17 protein-coding genes and 1 pseudogene are annotated in these 21,072 nt (G+C 59.4%); 8 read left to right on the top strand and 10 right to left on the bottom strand.

Annotation, left to right across the window (positions count from 1 at the left end):
* Positions 1-30 precede the first annotated feature (30 nt).
* From AB1748_RS11005 to AB1748_RS11020, 4 genes are all read left to right on the top strand, one after another.
* Positions 31-534, top strand: coding sequence for a sugar dehydrogenase complex small subunit (locus AB1748_RS11005; RefSeq protein WP_111140498.1), 504 nt, complete (start codon positions 31-33; stop codon positions 532-534).
* Positions 535-554: 20 nt separating this feature from the next.
* Positions 555-2,159, top strand: a complete 1,605-nt coding sequence (locus tag AB1748_RS11010; protein WP_111140499.1) for a GMC family oxidoreductase — start codon at positions 555-557, stop codon at positions 2,157-2,159.
* Positions 2,152-3,489, top strand: a complete 1,338-nt coding sequence (locus AB1748_RS11015; RefSeq protein WP_367395490.1) for a cytochrome c — start codon at positions 2,152-2,154, stop codon at positions 3,487-3,489. Before AB1748_RS11010 ends, AB1748_RS11015 begins: the two co-directional genes overlap by 8 nt.
* Before the next feature lie 957 nt (positions 3,490-4,446).
* Entirely contained in the window at positions 4,447-4,782 is a 336-nt protein-coding gene (locus AB1748_RS11020) for a gamma-glutamylcyclotransferase family protein (RefSeq protein WP_111140501.1), read from the top strand.
* Between the two features lie 271 nt (positions 4,783-5,053).
* On the opposite strand, the gene AB1748_RS11025 is transcribed toward AB1748_RS11020, so the two are convergent.
* The 4 genes from AB1748_RS11025 to hipB form a co-directional block, all read right to left on the bottom strand.
* Positions 5,054-7,099: an FUSC family protein gene (locus AB1748_RS11025; protein WP_293770042.1), complete on the bottom strand. Its 2,046-nt coding sequence runs from the start codon at positions 7,097-7,099 to the stop codon at positions 5,054-5,056.
* A gap of 391 nt (positions 7,100-7,490) precedes the next feature.
* The gene (locus AB1748_RS11030) at positions 7,491-7,697 is read right to left on the bottom strand and encodes a type II toxin-antitoxin system MqsA family antitoxin (RefSeq protein ID WP_111140503.1); all 207 of its coding nucleotides are present in this window, start codon (positions 7,695-7,697) and stop codon (positions 7,491-7,493) included.
* Positions 7,698-7,807: 110 nt separating this feature from the next.
* On the bottom strand, positions 7,808-9,121 hold the full coding sequence (locus tag AB1748_RS11035; protein WP_293770045.1) for a type II toxin-antitoxin system HipA family toxin: 1,314 nt from the start codon (positions 9,119-9,121) through the stop codon (positions 7,808-7,810).
* Positions 9,121-9,369, bottom strand: a complete 249-nt coding sequence (hipB, locus tag AB1748_RS11040; RefSeq protein ID WP_111140505.1) for a type II toxin-antitoxin system antitoxin HipB — start codon at positions 9,367-9,369, stop codon at positions 9,121-9,123. Before hipB ends, AB1748_RS11035 begins: the two co-directional genes overlap by 1 nt.
* 183 nt (positions 9,370-9,552) lie before the next feature.
* Between hipB and AB1748_RS11045 the strand changes: the two genes are divergently transcribed.
* Positions 9,553-10,014 carry a GNAT family N-acetyltransferase gene (locus AB1748_RS11045; protein ID WP_293770048.1) on the top strand — a complete coding sequence of 154 codons (462 nt, stop codon included), beginning with the start codon at positions 9,553-9,555 and terminating at the stop codon, positions 10,012-10,014.
* 1 nt (position 10,015) lies between these two features.
* Here AB1748_RS11045 and AB1748_RS11050 read toward each other — a convergent pair whose 3' ends face one another.
* The 4 genes from AB1748_RS11050 to AB1748_RS11065 all read right to left on the bottom strand — a co-directional run bounded on the left by AB1748_RS11050 (position 10,016) and on the right by AB1748_RS11065 (position 15,231).
* Complete coding sequence (locus AB1748_RS11050; RefSeq protein WP_111140507.1) at positions 10,016-10,807, bottom strand: inositol monophosphatase family protein; 792 nt, start codon at positions 10,805-10,807, stop codon at positions 10,016-10,018.
* A 23-nt stretch (positions 10,808-10,830) separates the two neighbouring features.
* Positions 10,831-11,892, bottom strand: coding sequence for an ABC transporter ATP-binding protein (locus AB1748_RS11055; protein ID WP_111140508.1), 1,062 nt, complete (start codon positions 11,890-11,892; stop codon positions 10,831-10,833).
* Complete coding sequence (locus AB1748_RS11060; RefSeq protein WP_367395491.1) at positions 11,889-14,114, bottom strand: ABC transporter permease; 2,226 nt, start codon at positions 14,112-14,114, stop codon at positions 11,889-11,891. Before AB1748_RS11060 ends, AB1748_RS11055 begins: the two co-directional genes overlap by 4 nt.
* An 88-nt stretch (positions 14,115-14,202) precedes the next feature.
* Positions 14,203-15,231, bottom strand: coding sequence for an ABC transporter substrate-binding protein (locus AB1748_RS11065; protein WP_111140510.1), 1,029 nt, complete (start codon positions 15,229-15,231; stop codon positions 14,203-14,205).
* A 213-nt stretch (positions 15,232-15,444) separates the two neighbouring features.
* Between AB1748_RS11065 and AB1748_RS11070 the strand changes: the two genes are divergently transcribed.
* From AB1748_RS11070 to AB1748_RS11080, 3 genes and pseudogenes are all read left to right on the top strand, one after another.
* Complete coding sequence (locus AB1748_RS11070; RefSeq protein WP_111140511.1) at positions 15,445-16,479, top strand: LacI family DNA-binding transcriptional regulator; 1,035 nt, start codon at positions 15,445-15,447, stop codon at positions 16,477-16,479.
* Between the two features lie 264 nt (positions 16,480-16,743).
* Positions 16,744-17,637: an SDR family oxidoreductase gene (locus AB1748_RS11075; RefSeq protein WP_367395492.1), complete on the top strand. Its 894-nt coding sequence runs from the start codon at positions 16,744-16,746 to the stop codon at positions 17,635-17,637.
* 88 nt (positions 17,638-17,725) lie between these two features.
* Positions 17,726-19,549 (top strand): annotated as a pseudogene (locus AB1748_RS11080) (glycoside hydrolase family 15 protein).
* 26 nt (positions 19,550-19,575) lie between these two features.
* Here the strand turns inward: AB1748_RS11080 and ampC are convergent.
* Both ampC and AB1748_RS11090 read right to left on the bottom strand, forming a co-directional pair.
* Positions 19,576-20,730, bottom strand: coding sequence for a class C beta-lactamase (ampC, locus tag AB1748_RS11085; RefSeq protein WP_367395493.1), 1,155 nt, complete (start codon positions 20,728-20,730; stop codon positions 19,576-19,578).
* Between the two features lie 30 nt (positions 20,731-20,760).
* Positions 20,761-21,006 (bottom strand): hypothetical protein, encoded by a 246-nt coding sequence (locus AB1748_RS11090; protein WP_111140515.1) that lies wholly within the window; start codon positions 21,004-21,006, stop codon positions 20,761-20,763.
* Between the last annotated feature and the right edge of the window lie 66 nt (positions 21,007-21,072).

Here is a 21,072-nt window from a genome sequence, read left to right on the forward strand (position 1 = left end):
AGCGCGAGCGACGATTGACTGGACAACACTATGAATCACTATTCCCGCCGTCGCGCGCTGAAGATGATCGGGCTGGTCGCTGTCGCAACGGCCTCCGGTCATCTGCTGCCACTGCCACGGCTCAGTGCGGCCCAGCCCCAGGCACCGCTAACCGGACTGGATGATTTCATCCATGTCTCCCGACTGCTGACCCAGCAGAACGATCTCAGCCCGGCCCTGGCACATGCGCTGATGCTGGCGCTGACCCAGACTTACAATGACATTGCCCGCGATCTCATGACGCTGAACGCGCTGCTGCAGAATCAGCCCGGCCTGCTGCAGCAGGATCGCCTGACGTTTGCACCTGAAGATGCCGCCAGCGAATCGCTGGCGAAGGCCATTCTCAGCGGCTGGTACACCGGCGTTGTCGGCAAGGGCAAGGCTGCCCTGTATGTCACCTATGTGAACACGCTTTCCAGCCAGCTGGTCAGTGACAAAGTTGTACCGCCCGGTTTTGCATACGGTCCTGTAGGAAGCTGGGCGAAACAGCCCTGACGAAGAGAGTTCTGCCATCCATGAATAAACAAACTTCTCCCGACGTGGTCGTGATTGGCGCGGGCGTCAACGGTTCGCTGCTGGCCACGCGACTGGCTAAAGCCGGTAAGCGCGTACTGTTACTGGAGTCCGGCCCCAGAGTCGGCCGCGACGAGCTGGTTGAACGGTTTCGCGCCTCCGCGTTCAAGTCGGACTTTATGTCGCCGTATCCGTTTTCACCGCTGGCCCCGCAGCCACGTTACACGCCAGTGCCCAATGATTATCTGCATCAGGCGGGCCCGCATCCGTTTGCCGCGCAATATATCCGCATCTTTGGTGGCACAAGCTGGCACTGGGCGGCGCAGCTCTGGCGCTTCGTGCCCAACGATTTCCGTCAGCACAGCCTGTATGGCGTCGGCAAAGACTGGCCGATCGGCTATCAGGATCTGGAAGAGTACTACTACCAGGCCGAGGCGATCGCGGGTGTGGGCGGCTCACCGGACAACGGTTCGCCCCGCAGCAAGCCGTTTCCGATGGAGCGCGTTCCGGCTTCCTGGCTGCAGCAGCGGGTGACGGCGCGTCTGGCCCCCGAATTTACGGTGCTGGATGACTGCACCGGGCGAAACAGCCGAAGCTTCGACGGCCGTCCCGCCTGCTGCGGCAACAATAATTGTATGCCGGTTTGTCCGATCGACGCCCAGTATCACGGCGGACTTGCGGCTCAGCAGGCTGAAAACAGCGGGGTGCAGGTCATCACCGAAGCCGTGGTTTATCAGCTGGAGCATGATGCGCAGGGGCGGATCACGGCTGCCCGCTATTACGACTGGAACAAAGTCAGCCATCGGGTGACGGCAGAGACCTTTGTGCTGGCCGCCAACGCGATCGAAACCCCGAAGCTGCTGCTGATGTCCGCCAGCGACACATTCCCGCAGGGTATCGCCAACGCCCGTGACAACGTGGGCCGCAACCTCTGCGATCACCCGGCGATAAGCGTCACTTTCGATGTGGATGAGGAGATCTGGCCGGGCCGTGGGCCGGTCAGCCCGTGCTCGATAGGCCAGTTCCGCGATGGCGATTTCCGGCGCGAGCACTCGCCGTTCCGCATCGATATCTCTAACGCGTCGCAGGTCGCTGCGGTAACTAAGGAGGTACTGGCAGAGGGCTACTTCGGTAAAAAACTGCAGGATGAAATCCGCTTCCGCGCCGCCCGGCGTCTCAGCATTAAAAATGCGCTGGAGCAGTTACCCGATCCCGATAACCGCGTCACCCTGAGCGGCAATAAAGATGCGCTGGGTCTGCCGACGCCGTCGCTTTACTGGAATATCGATGATTACGTGGTCAGAGGCACGGCCAGAACGCGGGAGTGTTACGACGCTATCGCGAAACGGCTGGGTGCGACCAATATCCGGCACAGCAAGAGCGGCAAATTCTCCAACCGTCAGCATATTACCGGCACGCTCTCGATGGGCCGGGACCCGGCGACCAGCGTGACCGATGAATGGGGGCGGGCGCACGACCATCAGAATCTGTTTATGGTCGGCACCGGCGTGATGCCGACGGTCGGCACCTGCAATGTCACGCTGACGGCGATGGCACTGGCGCTGCGCACGGCAGACAAAATCCTGCAGGAGACGCAACATGGTTAAGTTCTGGCACGCTTTACTGACCGCAGGCACCTTACTGGTCGCCCCGGCCCAGGCGCAGTCGGCCGATCAGAGTGAGTTGATCCGGCGCGGTGAGTATCTGGCGATAGCGGGCGACTGCGGCGCCTGCCATACAGAGGAGGGCAAAGCGCCTTTCAGCGGCGGTCACGCCATTGTCAGCCCGCTCGGCACCATCTTCAGCACCAATATCACGCCGTCGAAACAGGCCGGTATTGGTCATTATACGGAAGCAGAGTTCGCGGCGGCGCTGCGGAAAGGGATTCGGGCCGACGGCAGCCGTCTCTATCCCGCGATGCCTTACACCGCCTACGCCAGGCTTAACGATGAGGATATCCTGGCGCTCTACGCCTACTTTATGCAGGGCGTAAAACCGGTGGATGAGCGGCCGCCGCAGACGGCGCTGCCATTCCCGTTTAATCTGCGCATCAGTATGGCGGCCTGGGATCTGCTGTTCGCCGGTGATAAGGTTTATCAGCCCGATCCCACGCAGAGTGCGGCCTGGAACCGCGGTGCCTATCTGGTTCAGGGGCTGGCGCACTGCAGCACCTGTCATACGCCGCGCAATCTGCTGATGGCGGAACAGCAGCATAAGTTGCTGAAGGGAGCGTCGCTCGGCACCTGGTACGCGCCGGATATTACGGCACCGGCCCTGCAGGCGAACCCACACTGGACGCAGCAGATGCTGGCTGAGTATCTGTTGACCGGTCATGCGGCCAACGGCGCCACGGCAGGCGGCCCGATGCGGGAAGCGATCGACAAAAGCTTCTCGCGCATGACGGATGAGGATCGTCAGGCGATCGCCACATATCTGCTGCCCGCCGACGCTGTCATCCCGAAAACCCCGGACGTCAGGGGATTGCGGCCGGTCACCGGTGACGATCTGCCGCCGACGCTGGCGACGATCAGCCAGGGTGAACAGATCTATCGGGATAACTGCGCGTCCTGCCATAACTTATCGGGCCAGGGACAGAACGGGCTGCCGGCACTGCAGAATCATCCCGTGCTGAATAAGCCTGTGGCGGATAACGTGGCGATGGCCATTCTGGATGGCGTCTGGCCGGAAAAAGGTCAGGGCATGATCGGGTTTGCCGGTTCACTGGACGACGAGCAAATCGCGGCCGTGACCAACTACGTGATGCAGGATATGGGTCACAGTCAGGTGCAAATCACGCCGGAGAGAGTCAGCGCGCTGCGCGCTGGCGGTGACACGTCGCCGCTGAAACTCCTGGCGCGTATCGGCATGGGTGCAGCGGTGGTTGCGCTGATTCTGATCGCGTTCTGGTTACGGAAAAGACGCGCAGCAAAAATCTGAGTTGAAATCCCCGCAGGTGTTTGTCGCGGGGATTTTATCTATTGGTCGGGCAGCGTTCGTTAATTGCCAGCAACGGATTACAGAGAGGGTGAATTCAGTGTCAGGGCTGCCGACGCCGTTATCGGCTCAAAGGATGAAAGCGAGCGAACGACACGGCAGGGAACAGCAGAGCAGGAGAATCCCGTTACCCGATGGCGTACCGCATACCTTATTTAACATAATATACATTATGCGCTTTTAATGCTTATGATGTCCGGGCATCGCTGAAATCCTGAATTTCGATGAAAACGGCCTTTTGACCCTGACTGTCGATCCGATCCTCGCTCCGGCCCATTTTCGATGATGGCTTCTCAGTTTATCCCGGTTCATCTGTTGAGCCTCTGACTTTCTGTTTTACGCACTCTGCCAGTCAGCCGCCACGGCTCTGACATATTTGCCAGCAGCCACGTCTGCTGTGCCGCACGCACTGATTCACTACGCGCATTCTGTAACGGCCTCCGCTTCTCCGCGGCTGCACGCACAATTTCGGTTTCCGTATTTTCCGTGGACGAAGCAACAAAATGCGCTGACGTCTTCCCACTTATGCGTCTTTGCCGATATCCGCTGTCATGCAGCCCCACAGGTTTTACCACGCTGAGTCTGAGGCGCTGACCTGCGCGCACGCCTTATCCGTCTCGTTGCTGCTGCGGATTCTATGTCCGCCAGTTTCGGTTCCGTTCGCTGCCCGACCGCGACAAAGCCGGATCCTGCTCTGGATGTTGCCGCGTACATCCGAAAAATGGCAACGCTACGTGAATTCTGAGGCTGTTGTGTGGCCCGCTGGCCCCGGAATTTATCAGGACGCGCCATTTTCTGGCCCCGTTATCTGACCACACCGGAAAATTATGGCCGCTGCATGACATCCGATTTCAGGCACGCTAAAGTTGCTGGCTCTGACGGTTTGCTTGATGAGAGAAAATGAAGCGCTTATTTGTCTATGGCACGCTCTGTCCGGGCCGCGAGAACGCCCATATCCTGGAAAAGATTGGCGGCGAATGGCTGGCCGGTTCGGTGAATGGCACTTATTACCCGCGTGGCTGGGGCGCGGCGGCTGACTTTCCCGGCATCATCCTGGACGAAAACGGCCCGGACGTGCCGGGTTACCTCTTTATCTCCGACCAGCTGGAAGCCCACTGGCCGATGCTGGACGCCTTCGAAGATGGCTATGATCGCGTAAAAGTTCGCGTGCAGACGGAGAAAAACCAGCAGCTGACCGCCTGGGTTTATCAGCTCCAGCCGCCGGCGAGCGCCTGATCGATGTTTCCGTAACAAAGCGCGCGCGCCCTTCGGGTTTTATGGCAGGTAGCGCCTCATAGGTTCAGGACGTTATAAATAGCGCAAGCTACTGATTTTTAAACAGCTATAATGCATCTCCAGCTTTTCACTTTTGGCCACCCTTTTCGCTGCCAAACCCGATCAGGCAGGCACGATGTCAGACAGGTTTATCAAATAAGATTTAATGTATGATGTAACTAAAATAGTCTATTCTTTATACTACCAGCCTTTGCTATATGCCCACCAGCCCTTACTCCGGCCAGCGCTGATGCGGAAACAGTGACACCCGGATATTAAACAGATGGATCAGCGGTGCAACGGCCTCACTCTCCTGCCGGGCGATGCGCTCCAGCCGAAGCAGCAGCAGGTCCAGCTCCTCCAGCAGATCCTGATGCGGCGCGAGCTGTAGCGACTTCATTTTGCGCTTCAGATAGAGCGCCAGCTCATGAAACATCTGTCCGCTTTCAATACCGTGCCTCTCCAGAACCTCACGGTAACGCGCATAATAGTCATAACAGTTTGCGCCCAGCCAGGTTTCGGTAATCAGATACCCTCCCACCACGATATCGGGCACCGGATCGAGCCGTTTTCGCGGCAGGATGATGTTTACCCTGTCGAGCATCCGCGCAATAAATTGCTGCCGGGAAAGCAGCGTCGCGGAATTGCGCTCCACCAGTTTGGTAAAGCCCAGCAAATCACGCAGCCCCCGCTGCACCGCGCGTCGGGCAATCCATGACGGCCGTTTATTGCGGATCAACGCCGTCAGCACGACCGCAAACAGAATCCCTGTCATTGAAGAGATGGCCGCGTTGAGCGTCACGATCAGGTTCGGCACGTAGTGATGGCTCAGCCCGATAAAGCCCGGGATCTGAATCGCGACACTCAGCCCGATCAGATTGGTCGCCGGATTGGCGATAAGCAGACTCAGCAGCATCAGACCCGGCAGCAGACAGATCATCAGCGCCTGCAGCGTGTTGGCCTGCGGGATCAGAAACGCGATATAAAACAGACTGACCACCAGCGCAATCATCACCCCTTTGACGAACAGCTTCATCGGCGTTACCGGAGAATCGACGCCCGCGAAAAAGGAGCTGATAATCGCCGCCATTAGCGGCGCATTCGCGCCATCCGCCCAGCCACTGCCAATCCAGAACAGGCTGGAGAGAAAGGTCGCGAGAAAAGCGGTCAGCGCCGACAATCGCAGCAGCCCTTTGTCGATATGCCGGTGCTCCCGGATATTGCGGATCGCGGATCCGTCGCCGTGACTGTAGAGATCCCCGGCGCGCGCGCTGACGTTCTCATAGGCATCGGCAATACGCACAAAGTTTGCCATCCGTTCCAGCAGCCCTATCAGCAGCAGACTCTCTTCGGTTGCCAGCTCCCCTGCCCGCCAGGCCTGCTCCAGCGTCTCCTGTGTGGCCGCAATCGCTTCCCGCAGTCCGTTAATATCGTTAACCCGGTCATGATGCAGCCACAACAGAAACTGCTGAAAGGCATCGGTGACGCACGGCGGAAAGCGGATGTTCAGTTCAGCCAGTACGCCCAGCCGTGACTCAATGGCGGTCAGGGTTGGCAGCAGATAGGTCAGATGCTGATACTGCACGCTGACCAGACGAATGACGTTTCGGGCGGCCTCGCCCTCATAGACGCAGTGCGTCAGCAGCGTTTCGACGTTAAGCGGATAGCCAGCCATCTGAATCAGGATATCTTCCCGCTCCAGCGATTTGTTCTTCGCCATCCCGCTAATCAGTTCGTCACACAGTCTGCGGGCGTTCAGGAACCAGTGATTGACGCTCTGCCCCAGCAGATGGTGCATGGAAACCGGGAACAGCAGCCGGTGAATCAGCGTACTGCAGAGGATCCCCAGCGTGATCTCTTCGATTCGTGAAATCACCGTATTAATAATCGCTGACGGCGTATCAACATCGGGAAAGCCCATAATCGCCGCGCTGTAACCCGCCAGCATAAAGATATAGCTCTTCGGTGTGCGGTCATGCAGCGAGAGCCAGAGGCAAACCGTCACCCACAGTGAGACGCACAGGCTGAACAGCACCGGTGACTGCACCGTTTCGGGATAGATCAGCAGAATAAAGGTGCCGCCCAGCAGCGTGCCCAGCAGCCGAAACAGCGATTTTGAGATGGTCGAGGCGGCATAAAGCTGCGAGGTGACAAAGACGGTCGTCAGCGCCCAGGCCGGTTTTTCAAAGTTCAGGATCAGTGCGACAGAGAGTGCGATAAACGCGGCAAGGGAGGTTTTGCAGGCAAACAAAACCGCGTTTTTGGTAAACCATTTCATCGAATGAGGGCAGCCAGGAGCTTTCTGAGGCGCGTATCCTGACAGAAGCGCCAGCGTTTTACTCTCAGTTAAATTTTACAAATTATTACCAGCCTGATAACGCCTTTTTATCCTGCGGTGAACAGCTTCCTGAACGGCCTGCGAACGGCAAACAATCCCCCTTCTTTCCCCTTCAGATTCTGTGTGTGCGTCTGTTCCCAGGCTAATCTTAAGGTTGGTCGCGTATGCTGCCACCCGCACACCGCAACTGCGTGGGTGTGCACAAAAGATGACTTACCTGCGATACGATTTTGCCTGCCTCGTGCAGGCTTTTTTTTGCTGAAATAGTGACACAAAACCTGAGCTGGCGGACGGGATCGTAAAAAAGCCCGCAATCGGCGGGCTTACGCTGTTATCTGACGGGAATGCCACCATTCTCCAGTGCTTCAGCCTTTTCGGGATACTGCCCGGCTGTCCCGGCGGTCATAATCACCGCCCCGCAGCGGATGCAGTGATCGCCCTTCACATCCGGTACCACATCTGCCGGATTGCCCGTATTCAGGCTGACATCACGCGTGGCGTAAACGAACGCCTCTCCTTCACATCCCGGACATTTCATAGCTGACTCCCTTGTTGACCCTGTCTGCTAAGCATAGACGACAGCAGCTGAGCCACGGGCACCCGGACAGTGCTTTCAGAATGGGCCCATATTGCCGGTGATGCCTGAGACTACGCCTGATGCCGCAGCCGCTCCAGCATAATCAGGGAGTGGCTGAAAATGGCGTCGGCGATATGCTGCGGGAAACCGGACGGCAGTGTATCGCGCACCGCCACAACGGCCTGAGGAAAGGCCCGGACAAAGAAATCAAAAATCTGCTGCAGACTGTCCGTATCGAAACTGACGCTTCTGGCCGTATTGATAAAATGACGCGGGAAGATTTTGTCGATCTCCGTTTTCCGGCCCCGGCTGGCGCGCAGCCCCATCGCCAGTTTCAGGGCGCGCCTGTTCAGACCCGTGCCACCCAGTACCGGATAGGCGGAGATGAGATCATAGAAGGGGGTCAGGCGGTAGCTGCCGCCGCGCTCAATAAACAGGGAGAAGTTCTTGGCGTGGCCATCGGTTGCGCCTGTCAGCCACTGAAACACCTGAAACTGCATAAACCGGTAGCGATCCTCAATAGCGTTACTCGACCCCATCAGTATCTGCATGATCTCCGTAATCCCCGGCCCGCCGTCCGACTCATATTTGGTCGAGGATGGCAGCCCCAGCGCCTGACAGAAATCCTCCTGCGGCAGGCGAATCAGACGGGTTTTATCGCGTGACCAGCGGCGATCGAAACGTTCGACGGCCAGGGCGCGCATCCTGCCGGCCTGGATTATTGTGGCCTGCGGCACATCGATACCGAGTGCGCGGGCCAGTGCCAGACAGAGATACTCATTCTCCACGCTTTCGCGCATATCGAGCGTGGCGGCAGGCTGTTTAATCTCCCCAATCGGCAGCTTGATGATGTGGGAGGTAGGCGTGGCGCCGGCTGGAATGCTCCAGCCCTCATCGGTCAGCAGCAGCGCGGTCTTTTCCTGCGCACCCGCCACCGAGATACGGAAATCGGTCTCTTCCCGCAGCATCCCCAGCGGGATATCTGACTGATAGGCCGACAGGACGCTTTCGAGGCGGGTTTCATCCAGCACTTCGTAGCGGGCGTGCAGCGCGGGCAGCGGCATATCGGGCGGCAGCAGCATGGTTGCGCCAACGCTGTCGCGGCCGATCTCCTGCAGCAGATCGAACGGCTGACGCGATTTTATCTGATAACGCGCTACGATTCTGTCGCGAATCAGCGGACTGTCCGGCAGCAGGTTATCGAAAAAATTGATGACCGCAGGGGAAGTGATCGCCCGGACCTGCAGTGGCAGCGAGAGTGACAGCGGCCTGGAGAGCGGATTACTCAGCCAGCCGGTATCATACTGAAACTCATGCGCGCCGTTGCGCTGTCGGGTCAGTACACCCACCCGCTCGCCGTTCATCCACGCTATCAGCCTCTGCATTACCACGCATCCTCATCATCAATCTGTGGCGTTGCCGCCGCCGCTTTTTCCTGCACATCCAGACTCAGTTCCAGCGACTGCAACAGTTTAAACAGCGTGGCCAGTGAGGTGTTGTCAGGCGCATTTTCAAAGTGGGAAATGGTGGCCTGTTTCAGGCCGACCTTTTTTGCCAGTTCACTCTGGGTCCAGCCATTGCGCTGGCGGATCAGTTTCAGCCGGTTTGCCAGCTGAAGCGGGCTGTATATCATGGGGCGCTCCTCCGGAAAGCAGACGACAAGCATAGCGCAGTCGTCTTATCCCTGACAGGGTATAAATGACACTTTATCCCCATAAGAGGATAAATACAACTTTATACCCTTCCGGGGATAACGGGCGATTTATCCCTTGCAGCGGATATTCCGGGATTTACTAACGGATTAAAGAGGAGCAGGATGCAGACATTGACCCTTACCCACGAGATGAACGATGACGACCGGGAAGCCCTGCTGATCGGTCTGGGCGCGTATAACCAGACGTTTATCCAGCGAGATAACTGGGGGCCGCTGTCGGTTGCCTGCCATGATCCGCAGGGAACGCTGCGCGGAGGCCTCATAGCGTCACGGAAAGGCAACTGGCTCTGTATCGATTATCTCTGGGTAGACGAAACGCAGCGGCGTCACGGCACAGGCAGCGCGCTGATAAATGCGGCAGAACAGGAAGCGGTCAGAATGGGGTCACGGTTTGCGCTGGTCGATACCTTCAGTTTTCAGGCCCTGCCGTTCTATCAGAAACAGGGTTATGCGCTACAGATGTCACTGCCCGACTTTCCGCATGAGGGGATGCAGCGCCATTACCTGATAAAAACGCTGGATCACGCTGACGGGCAGAACGCCAGCGTGACAGCGTCACCGTAAGTCAGAGGCCCGCAATATGGCGCAGATCGGCCTCGGCACCCGGTGCTACGGCCAGCACCTGCGCCCCTCGGGTGAGGCGGTCACCCTCAGTGTTAAACGGATGAACCCAGCCGCCCGCCTCTTTTACCAGGCAGTACCCCGCCAGACAATCCCAGGCGTGCATGTAAGGTTCGTAATAACCGACTACGCGGCCTGCAGCCACCCAGGCGAGCATCAGCGCACCCGATCCGATACGGATAAAGTTACCGCCCGCCGTCAGCAGCGCCGCCACTATTTCGCCCACCTGCTGCGGCGTCACATGGCTGTTGGCACCAAACCCGGTGACATGATTCTGCAGCGTCCGTGAGGGATCGACGGCCAGCGGGCGTCCGTTCAGGGTTGCTCCCTGCCCCAGCGCCGCCACATAGCACTCCTGATAGGTGGGCGCGAAGATCACGCCGATAACCGGTTCATCGCCGCGCAGCACTGCAACCGACACACACCAGCTCGGCATCCCGTTGAGAAACGGGCTGGTGCCATCGATCGGGTCAACCACCCAGGTATAGTCAGATTGTCCCGGCTGCAGGCCCGACTCTTCACCCAGAAAGCCATCGTCGGGAAAGGCGTCACGGATGCGGCTGGCGATCAGCTGCTCCACGTCACGGTCAGCAATTGAGACAACATCCTGCAGATCATATTTGGTCTCCACCACCAGCGTCTCCCGGCGGTGAAACCAGGATAAGGCAGTCGCGCCCCCTTCGCGCGCCACGGCTTCAGCCAGGGCCAGTCGCGTCATGATTTCGTGCGTTTGCATACGAACTCCCGGATTTCATCAGATTAACGGGCAATCAGGGCAAGGCCCTGAGGCTTGAAGTGGATACCGACCCGGGCCGCGAGCGGCAGACGCTGCGCCATCAGCGGATCGATAATGAACAGTGCGCCCAGCTCGGTCGCCACCTCATATTCGATGTGGTCGCCCAGCCAGGTGCTGTGGATCACCTCCCCCTGCAATGCGCCGTGGCCCGCCTCCGACAGCGTGATAAACTGCGGTCGCACGGCCAGCTGCGCAAGCCCGGTCCGGGCAGAGGAGCTCTGTACCCGAAATTGCTGAGTGCCGAGGCGAATCAGTGCCTCCTCTGTATCGGCCTGTACCACTTCACAGGGCAGAATGTTGGCCTCCCCCATAAAGTCAGCGATAAAGACCGAGTCAGGTGCGTGATAAAGCGTCTCCGGCGCGCCCTGCTGAGCAATATCCCCCTCTTTCATGACAATAATCTTATCGGAGACGGCCAGCGCCTCCTCCTGATCGTGGGTGACATAGACGGCGGTAAAGCCGATCCGCTGCTGCAAATCGCGAATATCGGTGCGCACCCGACGGCGCAGACGCTCATCCAGGTTCGACAGCGGCTCATCGAGCAGCAGCACCTGCGGCTCCAGCACCAGCGCACGCGCTACCGCAATACGCTGCTGCTGTCCACCGGAGAGTTCCGACGGCAGCCGCTGCCCCTGGCTGTCGAGTCCCACCAGCTTCAGCCCTTCGTGCGCCCTTTCCTGCGCTTCACGTTTGTTCATGCCCGACGACAGCAGGCCATAGAGAATATTGTCGAGGGCGTTCATGTGCGGAAACAGCGCATAGGACTGGAAGACCATCGCCACGTCACGCTGGTTGGCGGGCAGATGGGTGACATCTTTGCCGCCTATCAGGATCCGGCCCGAGGTGGGATGTTCCAGCCCGGCCAGCAGCCGTAGCGTGGTGGTTTTGCCGCAGCCGGAGGGGCCGAGCAGCGTCACCAGCGTACCCGGCTCCACGCTGAGCGACAGATCCGGCAGCGCCGTGAAGCCGTCAAAATGTTTGGTCACATGCTCAAAAACCACCGAACCAGCTTGAATGGTCGTCATACGGCTCTCTCCTGAGTCAGGGTGGATGCAGAGGGTGCGGCAGTGATGACCGCCGGTCGGGTTGCGCGGCGCAGGCGGCGTTCGCCCACCAGAAGCTGGAAGAGGCCGATGATCAGAAGCATTACCACGATCAGGACAGAGGAGTAGGCAATCGCCATGCCATACTCTCCGTTCTCCACCAGGCCGACGATATAAGAGGTCGCCATGTTGTACTGCGCGCTGACCAGGAAGATCACCGCGCTGATCGAGGTGATGGCCCGCACAAAGGCATAAACCAGCGCCGCACTGATGGCCGGTTTCAGCAGCGGCAGCACCACTTTGCGCAGCGTGCGGAAACTGTCTGCGCCCAGCGTCAGGGAGGCTTCATCCAGGCTTTTATCGAGCTGGCTCATGGCTGCGATGCCGCCACGGACACCCACCGGCATGTTGCGGAAGACAAAGCAGGCGATCAGGATAGTCGCCGTGCCGGTGATCTCCAGCGGCGGCAGGTTATAGGCCATCACATAACTCACGCCAATTACCGTGCCGGGAATGGCAAAGCTCAGCATCAGCATAAATTCAAAGGTCTGACGACCGGCAAACTTCTGCCGCACAATCAGCCAGGCGGTCAGCAGGCCCACGATGGCCGTCAGCGGCGCGGCGATCAGCGCAATCTCCAGCGTGGTCCAGAATGAATTCCAGGCGACGCCGTGCCAGACCAGCGTGCCCTGCTCAATAGTGACGCTGAAGGCCCGGATATAGTGATCCAGCGTCAGCGCATTATTCAGCCCCCAGGACTGCACAAAGCCGCCGACCATAATCATGCCGTAGATCACCAGCGTGAAGAGGCCCCAGGGGATCACCATGCCGTAGACGCCGTAGCGCACCGGACGTGGCAGCCGGGCGTGACGGCCGCCGTCACCTTTCCCGGTCACGGTGGCAAAACTCTTGCCGGAAAGCCAGACGCGCTGTACCAGGAAGGCGAACAGCGTGAAAGTCAGCAGGATCATCGCCAGCACCGCGGCGCGGCTGGGATCGTTCTGAGCGCCGACCACCGAAAAGAAGATCTCTGTCGAGAGTACGCCGTGGCTGCCGCCGAGCACCATCGGGTTACCAAAATCGGCCATGCTTTCGATAAAACTGATGAGAAAGGCGTTGGCCAGACCGGGTGCCATCAGCGGCAGCGAGATGCGGGAGAAGGTACGCCAGCGGCTGGCGCGCAGAGTCTGTGACGCCTCTTCCAGCGAAGGCGAGATCCCCTCCACCACACCAATCAGCACCAGAAACGCAACGGGCGTAAAAGAGAGCACCTGGGCGATCCAGATGCCGGTCATGCCATAGAGCCAGCGGCCCGGCTCGATGCCGAACAGCGTCGCCAGCGATTCCGTCACCACGCCGGAGCGGCCAAACAGCAGGATCAGCGCCAGCCCGATGACAAACGGCGGCGTGATAATCGGCAGAATGGTCAGCATCCGCAGCGCCTTTTTGCACGGCAGCGGCGTGCGGGTAGCCGCCAGCGCAAATGCCAGCCCCAGCAGAGTGGATCCGCTGGCCGTCATCAGGGCCAGTCCCAGCGTACGCCAGGCGGTGCCGCAACTGCCGCCGGTGAAGCAGCCAAGGCTCCAGATGGCCGGATCCTGCAGATTGGCCAGCAGTCCGTCAGGCTTAAAGCTGCCATCAACATCCTGCACTGAGGCGACAAACAGACTCAGAACCGGATAGATCACAAAGGTGGTGACCAGCGCCACCAGCAGTACAATCGACGCCACCACAAAGGCATCGCCTTTCAGCACGCCGCGCTCGGCCAGTGCAAAGGCGAAGATCAGCAGAAACAGGGTCAGCAGCAGCAGTGCGCCTGCCCCCATCGCCGGTTGCCCCTGCGCCAGCGGCCCCGCAAGCTGATCCAGCCAGAGCCAGTTCCAGCCGCTGAAGCCGATGGCATGCCCTTCCAGCACCAGAAACAGGATGCCCGTGAGGCTGAACAACAGAAGCAGCGTACTGCGGGTTCGGCCGAAGGGCAGAAAGCGGCAGGCCGCCGCGAGCAGCCAGAGCGCCACGACGACGCTGAGCCAGGGGCGTAACGCAAGCTGGCCCAGCGCAGGGGGGCTGTTCTCATCGCGCCACAGGCTGAAGATCCCGTCAACGCTGAAAAAGCCCTGCTCCAGACTGTACCAGGGCAGCAGCGTCAGCGCGACGACTCCCGCCAGCAGCACACCGGTTAAGCGACGATTGTGCGCATTCATAAATCACCTCGTTCAGGAAGCGGACATCAGGCTTGCGCCACCGCGGTCTGGTACAGGCCCGGCTCAGGCAGCCAGGCGCACACCACCGTTACTGCGCGCGGGCACCGATCTCTTTATCCCAGCGACCCAGCAGCGCCTTGCGTTTTGCCGCGTCACCGTAGGTTTTGAAGTCATAATCGATCAGCTTGATGTTCTCGAAGCGCGGCGCGTATTCAGAGATCGCCGCCTGGCGGTTGGAGGGCAGCTGGAACGATTTCGCCTCTTTCATGTGCGACTGCGCCTCAGCACTCAATGCCCAGTCATACCAGCTTCTGGCGTTGGTCAGGTTGCGGGCCCCTTTGATGATCGACATCGAGCCAATCTCATAGCCGGTGCCCTCGCAGGGGGCAACGGGCTTAATCGGGAAGCCATCCACCTGCATGGCGACGGCATCGTGCATAAAAACGATGCCGATGGTGGTTTCGCCGCGCGCGGCGGCTTTGACCGGTGCCGAGCCGGACTTGGTGTACTGGGAGATGTTGGCATTCAGCTTCTTCAGATAGTCAAAGGCCTGGTCTTCGCCCATAATCTGAACCAGCGTTGCCAGGGTGTTGTAAGCCGTGCCGGAGGAGTTCGGATTGGCGATCTGAATTTCGCCTTTGAAAGCGGGATCGAGCAGGTCCGCCCAGCAGGCCGGTACCTTCTGCTTTTTCTCCGCCAGCAGTTTCGTGTTGTAGCCCCAGCCCAGCGCGCCGGCATAGACGCCGACGGTGCGATAGCCGGAGATCTCTGCCACCTTCTGCGACCAGGGCTGCTGCTGGTCGAGCAGCGGCGAGTGGTAAGCCTGCGTCAGGCCCTCTTCTGCGGCCTGCATATGCGGGTCGCCGGTACCGGCCCACCAGATATCGGTGCGGGGATTCCGCGCTTCGCTGCGGATACGGGCATAAGCCTCACCGGCGGAGAGTCGCACCATACTGACTCTGATATCGGGATGAGACTGGCTGAACAGCGTCGTCATCTGTTCGCATACCACCACATCCGCAGAACAGATCATATTCAGATTGCCCGCTGCCGCAGCGGCAAAGGGCACGGCCGGGCAACTGACAATAACAGCAGCAAGCAGAGAGGAATAACGCATGATGTTCTCCTGAGGGGCCGGATGACGCAGAGTCGCCACCCTTTGCACATGTGTGCAATTAGTACGGCCGCCCTGCCTGGCTGTCAATTCAGTTATCCCGCAATTGTCAGGTTCTGTCACAAATTTGAAACATTCAGCGCATCGTTATCTTTTGCACAGCTTTGCAATTTCAGGCAGACTCACTGCGGGCCCTCACGGGATAAGGAGAAGAAGATGCAGCAGCTGAAGACGGTCGTCAGCGCCCAGGATGTGGCGGAGCGGGCGGGTGTCTCCCGATCCGCGGTGTCACGCACCTTTACACCGGGCGCCAGCGTGTCGGAAACCACCCGTCAGCGGGTGATGAAGGCGGCAGAAGAGCTGGGTTATCACGTTAATCATCTGGCGCGCGGCCTGGTCAGTCATCGCAGCGGCATTGTCTGCTTAATCGCCTCCGAAGTAGATACCCCCTATCGTGCCAGCCTGGTGCGCTGGATGACGCAGTATCTGCAGGAGGCGGGAAAGGTGGCGATGCTGATCAACACCGACCGTTCAGATGCGCGGGTTTCGGCGGCGTTGCAGCAGGCGATTAATTTTCGCGCCGACGCCTCTGTCATTCTCTCCGGGATGCCGGACAGCGCCATCACCCGCCTCTGCTATAAGCACGGCCAGCATCTGGTGCTGATCAACCGCGATGAGTCCCTGCCCGGCACGCTGAACATCAATCTCGACTCCCGCCCGGCCGCAGAGATGGCCGTCAATGCCTTTGTGCGCGCCGGGTGCAGCCGCATCGCCTTTGTTAATTCGCTGGCGGGCACCCCGAGCCTGCAGAAACGTGAAGCGGATTTCCTGGCGGCCGCGCAGCGCGCAGACGTAACCGTTCATGTGGAGCGGTTCGGCTCGACCTCCTATGAGAGCGGACAGATTCTGGCGCAGCGTCTGCTGACGCGCAACGTGCGCCCGGACGCGGTTTACTGCGCCACCGACCTGCTCGCCTGCGGGTTTATGGATGAGGCGCGGCACCGCTTCGCGCTGCGTATCCCGCAGGACCTCTGCATCATCGGACACGACAATATTCCCCAGTCGGGCTGGGCCTCCTACAACCTCACCACTTTTGCGCAGCCGGTCGAGCAGTTTGCCCGTGACGCCATCCGCTGGCTGGTGGAAACGGAAGCACAGCCGGACGCACTGATACCGAAAAGCGAACAGCATCAGGAGCGAAGAATATATCCGGTCGATGTTGTCTGGCGCGGTTCTGTCCGGGGCGCATAGGCGCCCTTCTTTTTATTTTTCACCGGCACGTTACCGCGCTGAAATAATTTCCCGCCGGTTTTACGCTTCGCTTTAAATAATCGTGGCCTGCATTGAAAAATAGTGGACCACGGCAACCCACAATTGCGATTTCCTGTCTACGCTTTATCTGCATTATTAATTCACTCTGGTTTTATCTGCTCAATGAATCAGCAGTCAGATGTGACAAATATCACATTTGTGCCAGGCTTACTGTCTCAGATCACTCTGTTCAAGGAGCAAACAATGACAACACCAACGAATAATACGCTCGATGTGAATGACTTCCCAAAACCTCCTTTTGAGGATCAGCCGCAGCAGGCGCCAGGCCTGGCCAGCAAAATGATCCCGGTTCCGGACCACGGTGAAACCAGCTATCGCGGGACAGGCCGTCTGGCTGGCCGCAAGGCATTGATCACCGGTGGTGACTCCGGTATCGGCCGCGCCGTGGCAATTGCCTATGCCCGTGAAGGCGCAGATGTGGTCATTAACTATCTGCCGGAAGAACAGCCGGATGCCGATGAAGTGGTGAAATTAATCGAAGCGGAAGGCCGTAACGTTTTCGCTATTCCCGGCGACATTCGCTCTGAAGAATTCTGTCAGCAGCTGGTTAAAGAGGTTGCGGATAAATTAGGCGGTCTGGATATTCTGGTAAATAACGCCGGTCGTCAGCAATTTAATGAGTCCATCCGGACGTTGAGTACAGAAGATTTCGACGCGACGTTTAAAACTAACGTTTATGCTATGTTCTGGATCACTAAAGCGGCACTGGAATATCTGCCTCGCGGCGCGTCCATCATTAATACTTCGTCCGTGCAGGCATTTAAACCCAGCGATATTCTGCTCGACTATGCACAGACAAAAGCGTGCATTGTGGCCTTTACCAAATCGCTGGCTAAGCAGCTGGGCGGTGACGGTATCCGCGTCAATGCGGTCGCGCCTGGCCCATACTGGACCCCGCTGCAGTCCAGCGGTGGTCAGCCGATGGAGAAAGTTAAACAGTTTGGTGCCGATGCGCCGCTGGGCCGTCCGGGTCAGCCGGTTGAGATCGCCCCACTCTATGTGACCCTGGCGTCGACCGAGAGCAGTTACTCCTCCGGTCAGGTCTGGTGCTCCGATGGCGGCACCGGCACCCTGTAATCCCCAAAGTGGCCGCCTGGTGCGGCCCTTTTTTTGTCCGGCTTTTATCCCGCCTATCCCCCGCTATCGAGAACAGAGGAAAACGCGCATGGAGAACCCGATCTTTCATTCGCCCGTCAGAGAGGATGGCTTTGCGGGGCTGGGCGACTATGCCGCCATCGGCGAAGGCCGTTCGGTCGCGCTGATCGCGCCGGATGGTTCAATCGACTGGTGGTGTGCGCCCAATCTCGACGCGAAACCGCTGTTTGACCGCCTGCTGGATGCCGGACTGGGCGGCTACTTTCAGATCGTGCCGGCCGCGCCTTATCAGGTGTCACGTCGCTACCGGGACAACAGTAACGTGCTGGAGACCCGCTTCGAGACCGGAAGCGGTACGGTGCTGCTGACTGAATCGATTAACAGTACGCTGGCGGGTCGGCTGCCCTGGTGCGAACTGGCCCGCCGTATCGAAGGCGTCAGCGGTGAAGTGGCGTTAGCCATTACCCTGCGCTTTGGCACCGCGGCTGAAACCCGTTCGCCGTGGGTGGCCGAAAATGAGAAAGGCAAGGTGTTTCACATCGCCGACATCATGACGATGTTCCGTGCCAGTGACGATATCTGCATCACCCATCTTTGCGACGAAGAGATCTGCGCCACACTGCGCACCACGCCGGGTTCCCGTTCCCTCTGTGCGCTGCTGGTGACCGAGAGCGAGCCACTGGCGGTGCCGCCGCTGGAGGCGATCGACCAGCGCATCGAAATCAGCCACACCGGCTGGCGCAGCTGGGTGGAGAACCTGAGCTACAACGGACATTATCCGGCACTGGTAAAACGCTCTGCCCTGTCGCTGAAGTTTCTCTGGTACTCGCCGACCGGCGCGCTGGCGGCGGCGGCGACCACCTCACTGCCGGAGGGGATTGGCGGCGAAAAAAATTACGATTACCGCTACGCCTAGGTGCGCGACGCCTGCCTGATTATCAAAGCCTTCGTCTATATCGGCGCGCTGGAGGATTGTAAGGCGGCGTTCTCCTGGCTCTCTCAGACCATCATGCGCCACGGCGTCAGGCTGCGCGCCTGTTATGCCCTGAACGGCGATGAGGTGCCCGCCGAGCGTTATCCTCTGCTTGCGGGCTATCGCCATTCCCGGCCAGTCCGGGTCGGCAATAACGCGCGCGATCAGCTGCAGCTCAGCATGTATGGCGACATGCTGGTCACTGCGCAGCACTTTATTGAAGCGGGACATGTGCTGGATATCACCACCTCACGCATGCTGGGCGAGCTGGCGAACTGCTGTGCCGACCACTGGCGGCAGAAAGATTGCGGGATCTGGGAGCTGCCTGAACTGCAGCACTACACCCATTCGAAAATGGCCTGCTGGATGGCGCTGGATCGGGCGGTGGCCCTGGCCGAGAGCCAGCATATTGAACCGACCTGGCTGGGGCGCTGGCAGCGGGAGCGCGACCGTATCCGCGACTGGATTGAGTCCCACTGCTGGTCTGAACAGCAGCAGGCTTATCTCTTTTATGCGGGCAGCGAGGATCGGCTCGACGCCTCGCTGGCGCTGGTTCACCACTATGGCAACGCGGTGAACCGGCAGCGGATGCTCGCCACCTGTCACGCTATCCGCAGGGAACTGGGCGATGGCAGCGCCATGCTCTACCGCTACAGCGGCGTCCGGGAGGAAGAGAGTACCTTTCTCGCCTGCGCTTTCTGGCTGGTGGAGGCCTGGGCAAAGCTGGGCGAAACGGCGCAGGCAAACCAGGCGATGCAGGAGATCCTGACGACGCTGGAGGGTCACGGCAACGTCGATATTTTCAATGAGATGTATGATGTGCGCACCCAGAGCTGGCGCGGCAATATGCCACAGGGGCTGAGCCATCTGGCCCTGATCTGCGCGGCGCAGGCGCTGTCGGAAGCCGAAGCGCCGCCCTGAGTAACCGGGCCCTGCTGCGGGCCCGGTTACTCCGTTCTCTCCTGCTGCAGGGCCTGCAGGATCTGCCAGGCCGCCCGGACGCGCAGCGGGTTCGGATAGTTTTTATTCGCCAGCATCACGATGCCGCAGTTCGCGGCGGGAATAAACGCAATGTAGGCCCCGAATCCGTTGGTCGCGCCGGTTTTATGTACCCAGCTGGCGGGCTGCGACGGCCCGACGGGCGTCAGTTGCGTCGCCGGACGGGCTTTCAGCGCCACACTGTTATCGCTATCGCCGATCAGGGTGTCGGCAGAAACCGGCCAGTCGTACATCTCCCAGCCCAGCCCCTGATAGAGCTTCCCGACGCTGAAATAGCGCGACTGCGCGGTGCGTATGGCATTCCGCAACACCGCATTGCCAGCGGAAAGGCGATTAGGATCGATGTTCGCCTGCATAAACGTGAGCATGTCACGCGCGGTCGATTTAATGCCGTAAGCTTCAGCATCCAGCATCCCTGGCGACACCCGCACCGGCTGACCCTCTTTATAGCCCCAGGCGTAGTTAAGCATCATGGAGGGCGGCACAGTGATATAGGTGCGCGTCAGGCGCAGGGGCTGAAACACATTCCGTTCCATCGCCTGCTCATAGTCCCCCTTCACCATCAGCGCGCCAAACAGGCCGATGCTGGCGTTAGAGTACTGACGCAGCGTGCCTGACGCGGCCCCGGGCTGCCAGTCCTGATAGAAGCGCAGCAGCGACGCCTGATCGGTCACCTCATCCGGCAGCTGCAGCGGCAGGCCGCCCGCCGTGTAGGTGGCCAGATGGAGCATCCGCACCGGCCGCCACTGCGCACCGGTCAGCTGCGGCCAGTACTTCTGCACCGGATCGCTGAGGCGGATGTCGCCGTTGCGGATCTGCACCCCGGCCAGCGTGCCGGTAAAGGTTTTACTGACGGAACCGAGTTCAAACAGGGTGTTTTCCGTGACCCGGCGGCGCGAGTCGAGATCGGCCACACCGAAGTTCACGAACTGCGACCGGCCTTTGCAGAGCACCGCCACCGACATGCCGGGGATCGACTGCTGCGCCATCAGCGGTTCGATCGTGGCTTTGACCAGAGAAGTGACCTGCTGTGAGGAGAGATCGGCGGCAACACAGCGGGCAGAAAGAGCGAGCAACACAACGTACAACACAGACTTTTTCATCGGCAACCAGACGTTCTTTACTGAAAGAGATTACTTACATTGACTGGCACAGGCCTGCACACACATCTGCGCCTCGGTGCTGCAGGATCCGTTGTCACGGGTATTGCAGTGAGACTGTTCAACGTAGCAGTTGGACTGGCAGGCAGAGAGATCGCAACGGGCCGCAGCGGGCGTCAGCTGAACCACGGGGGCGCGGGCTGGAAAAAGCGGAGCGGGCTGAGCGAAGGCGCTGCTGCCCAGTAAACCGGACAGCAGCAGAGTGACGAGCAGTTTCATAAGAGTTCTCCTGTGGGACGCTTCCCTGAGTATGACCAGTCTGGCGCGTCCCGTCAGGGAAATCTC

The sequence above is a fragment of the Pantoea sp. Ep11b genome (genome assembly GCF_040783975.1).
Lineage (GTDB): Bacteria > Pseudomonadota > Gammaproteobacteria > Enterobacterales > Enterobacteriaceae > Pantoea.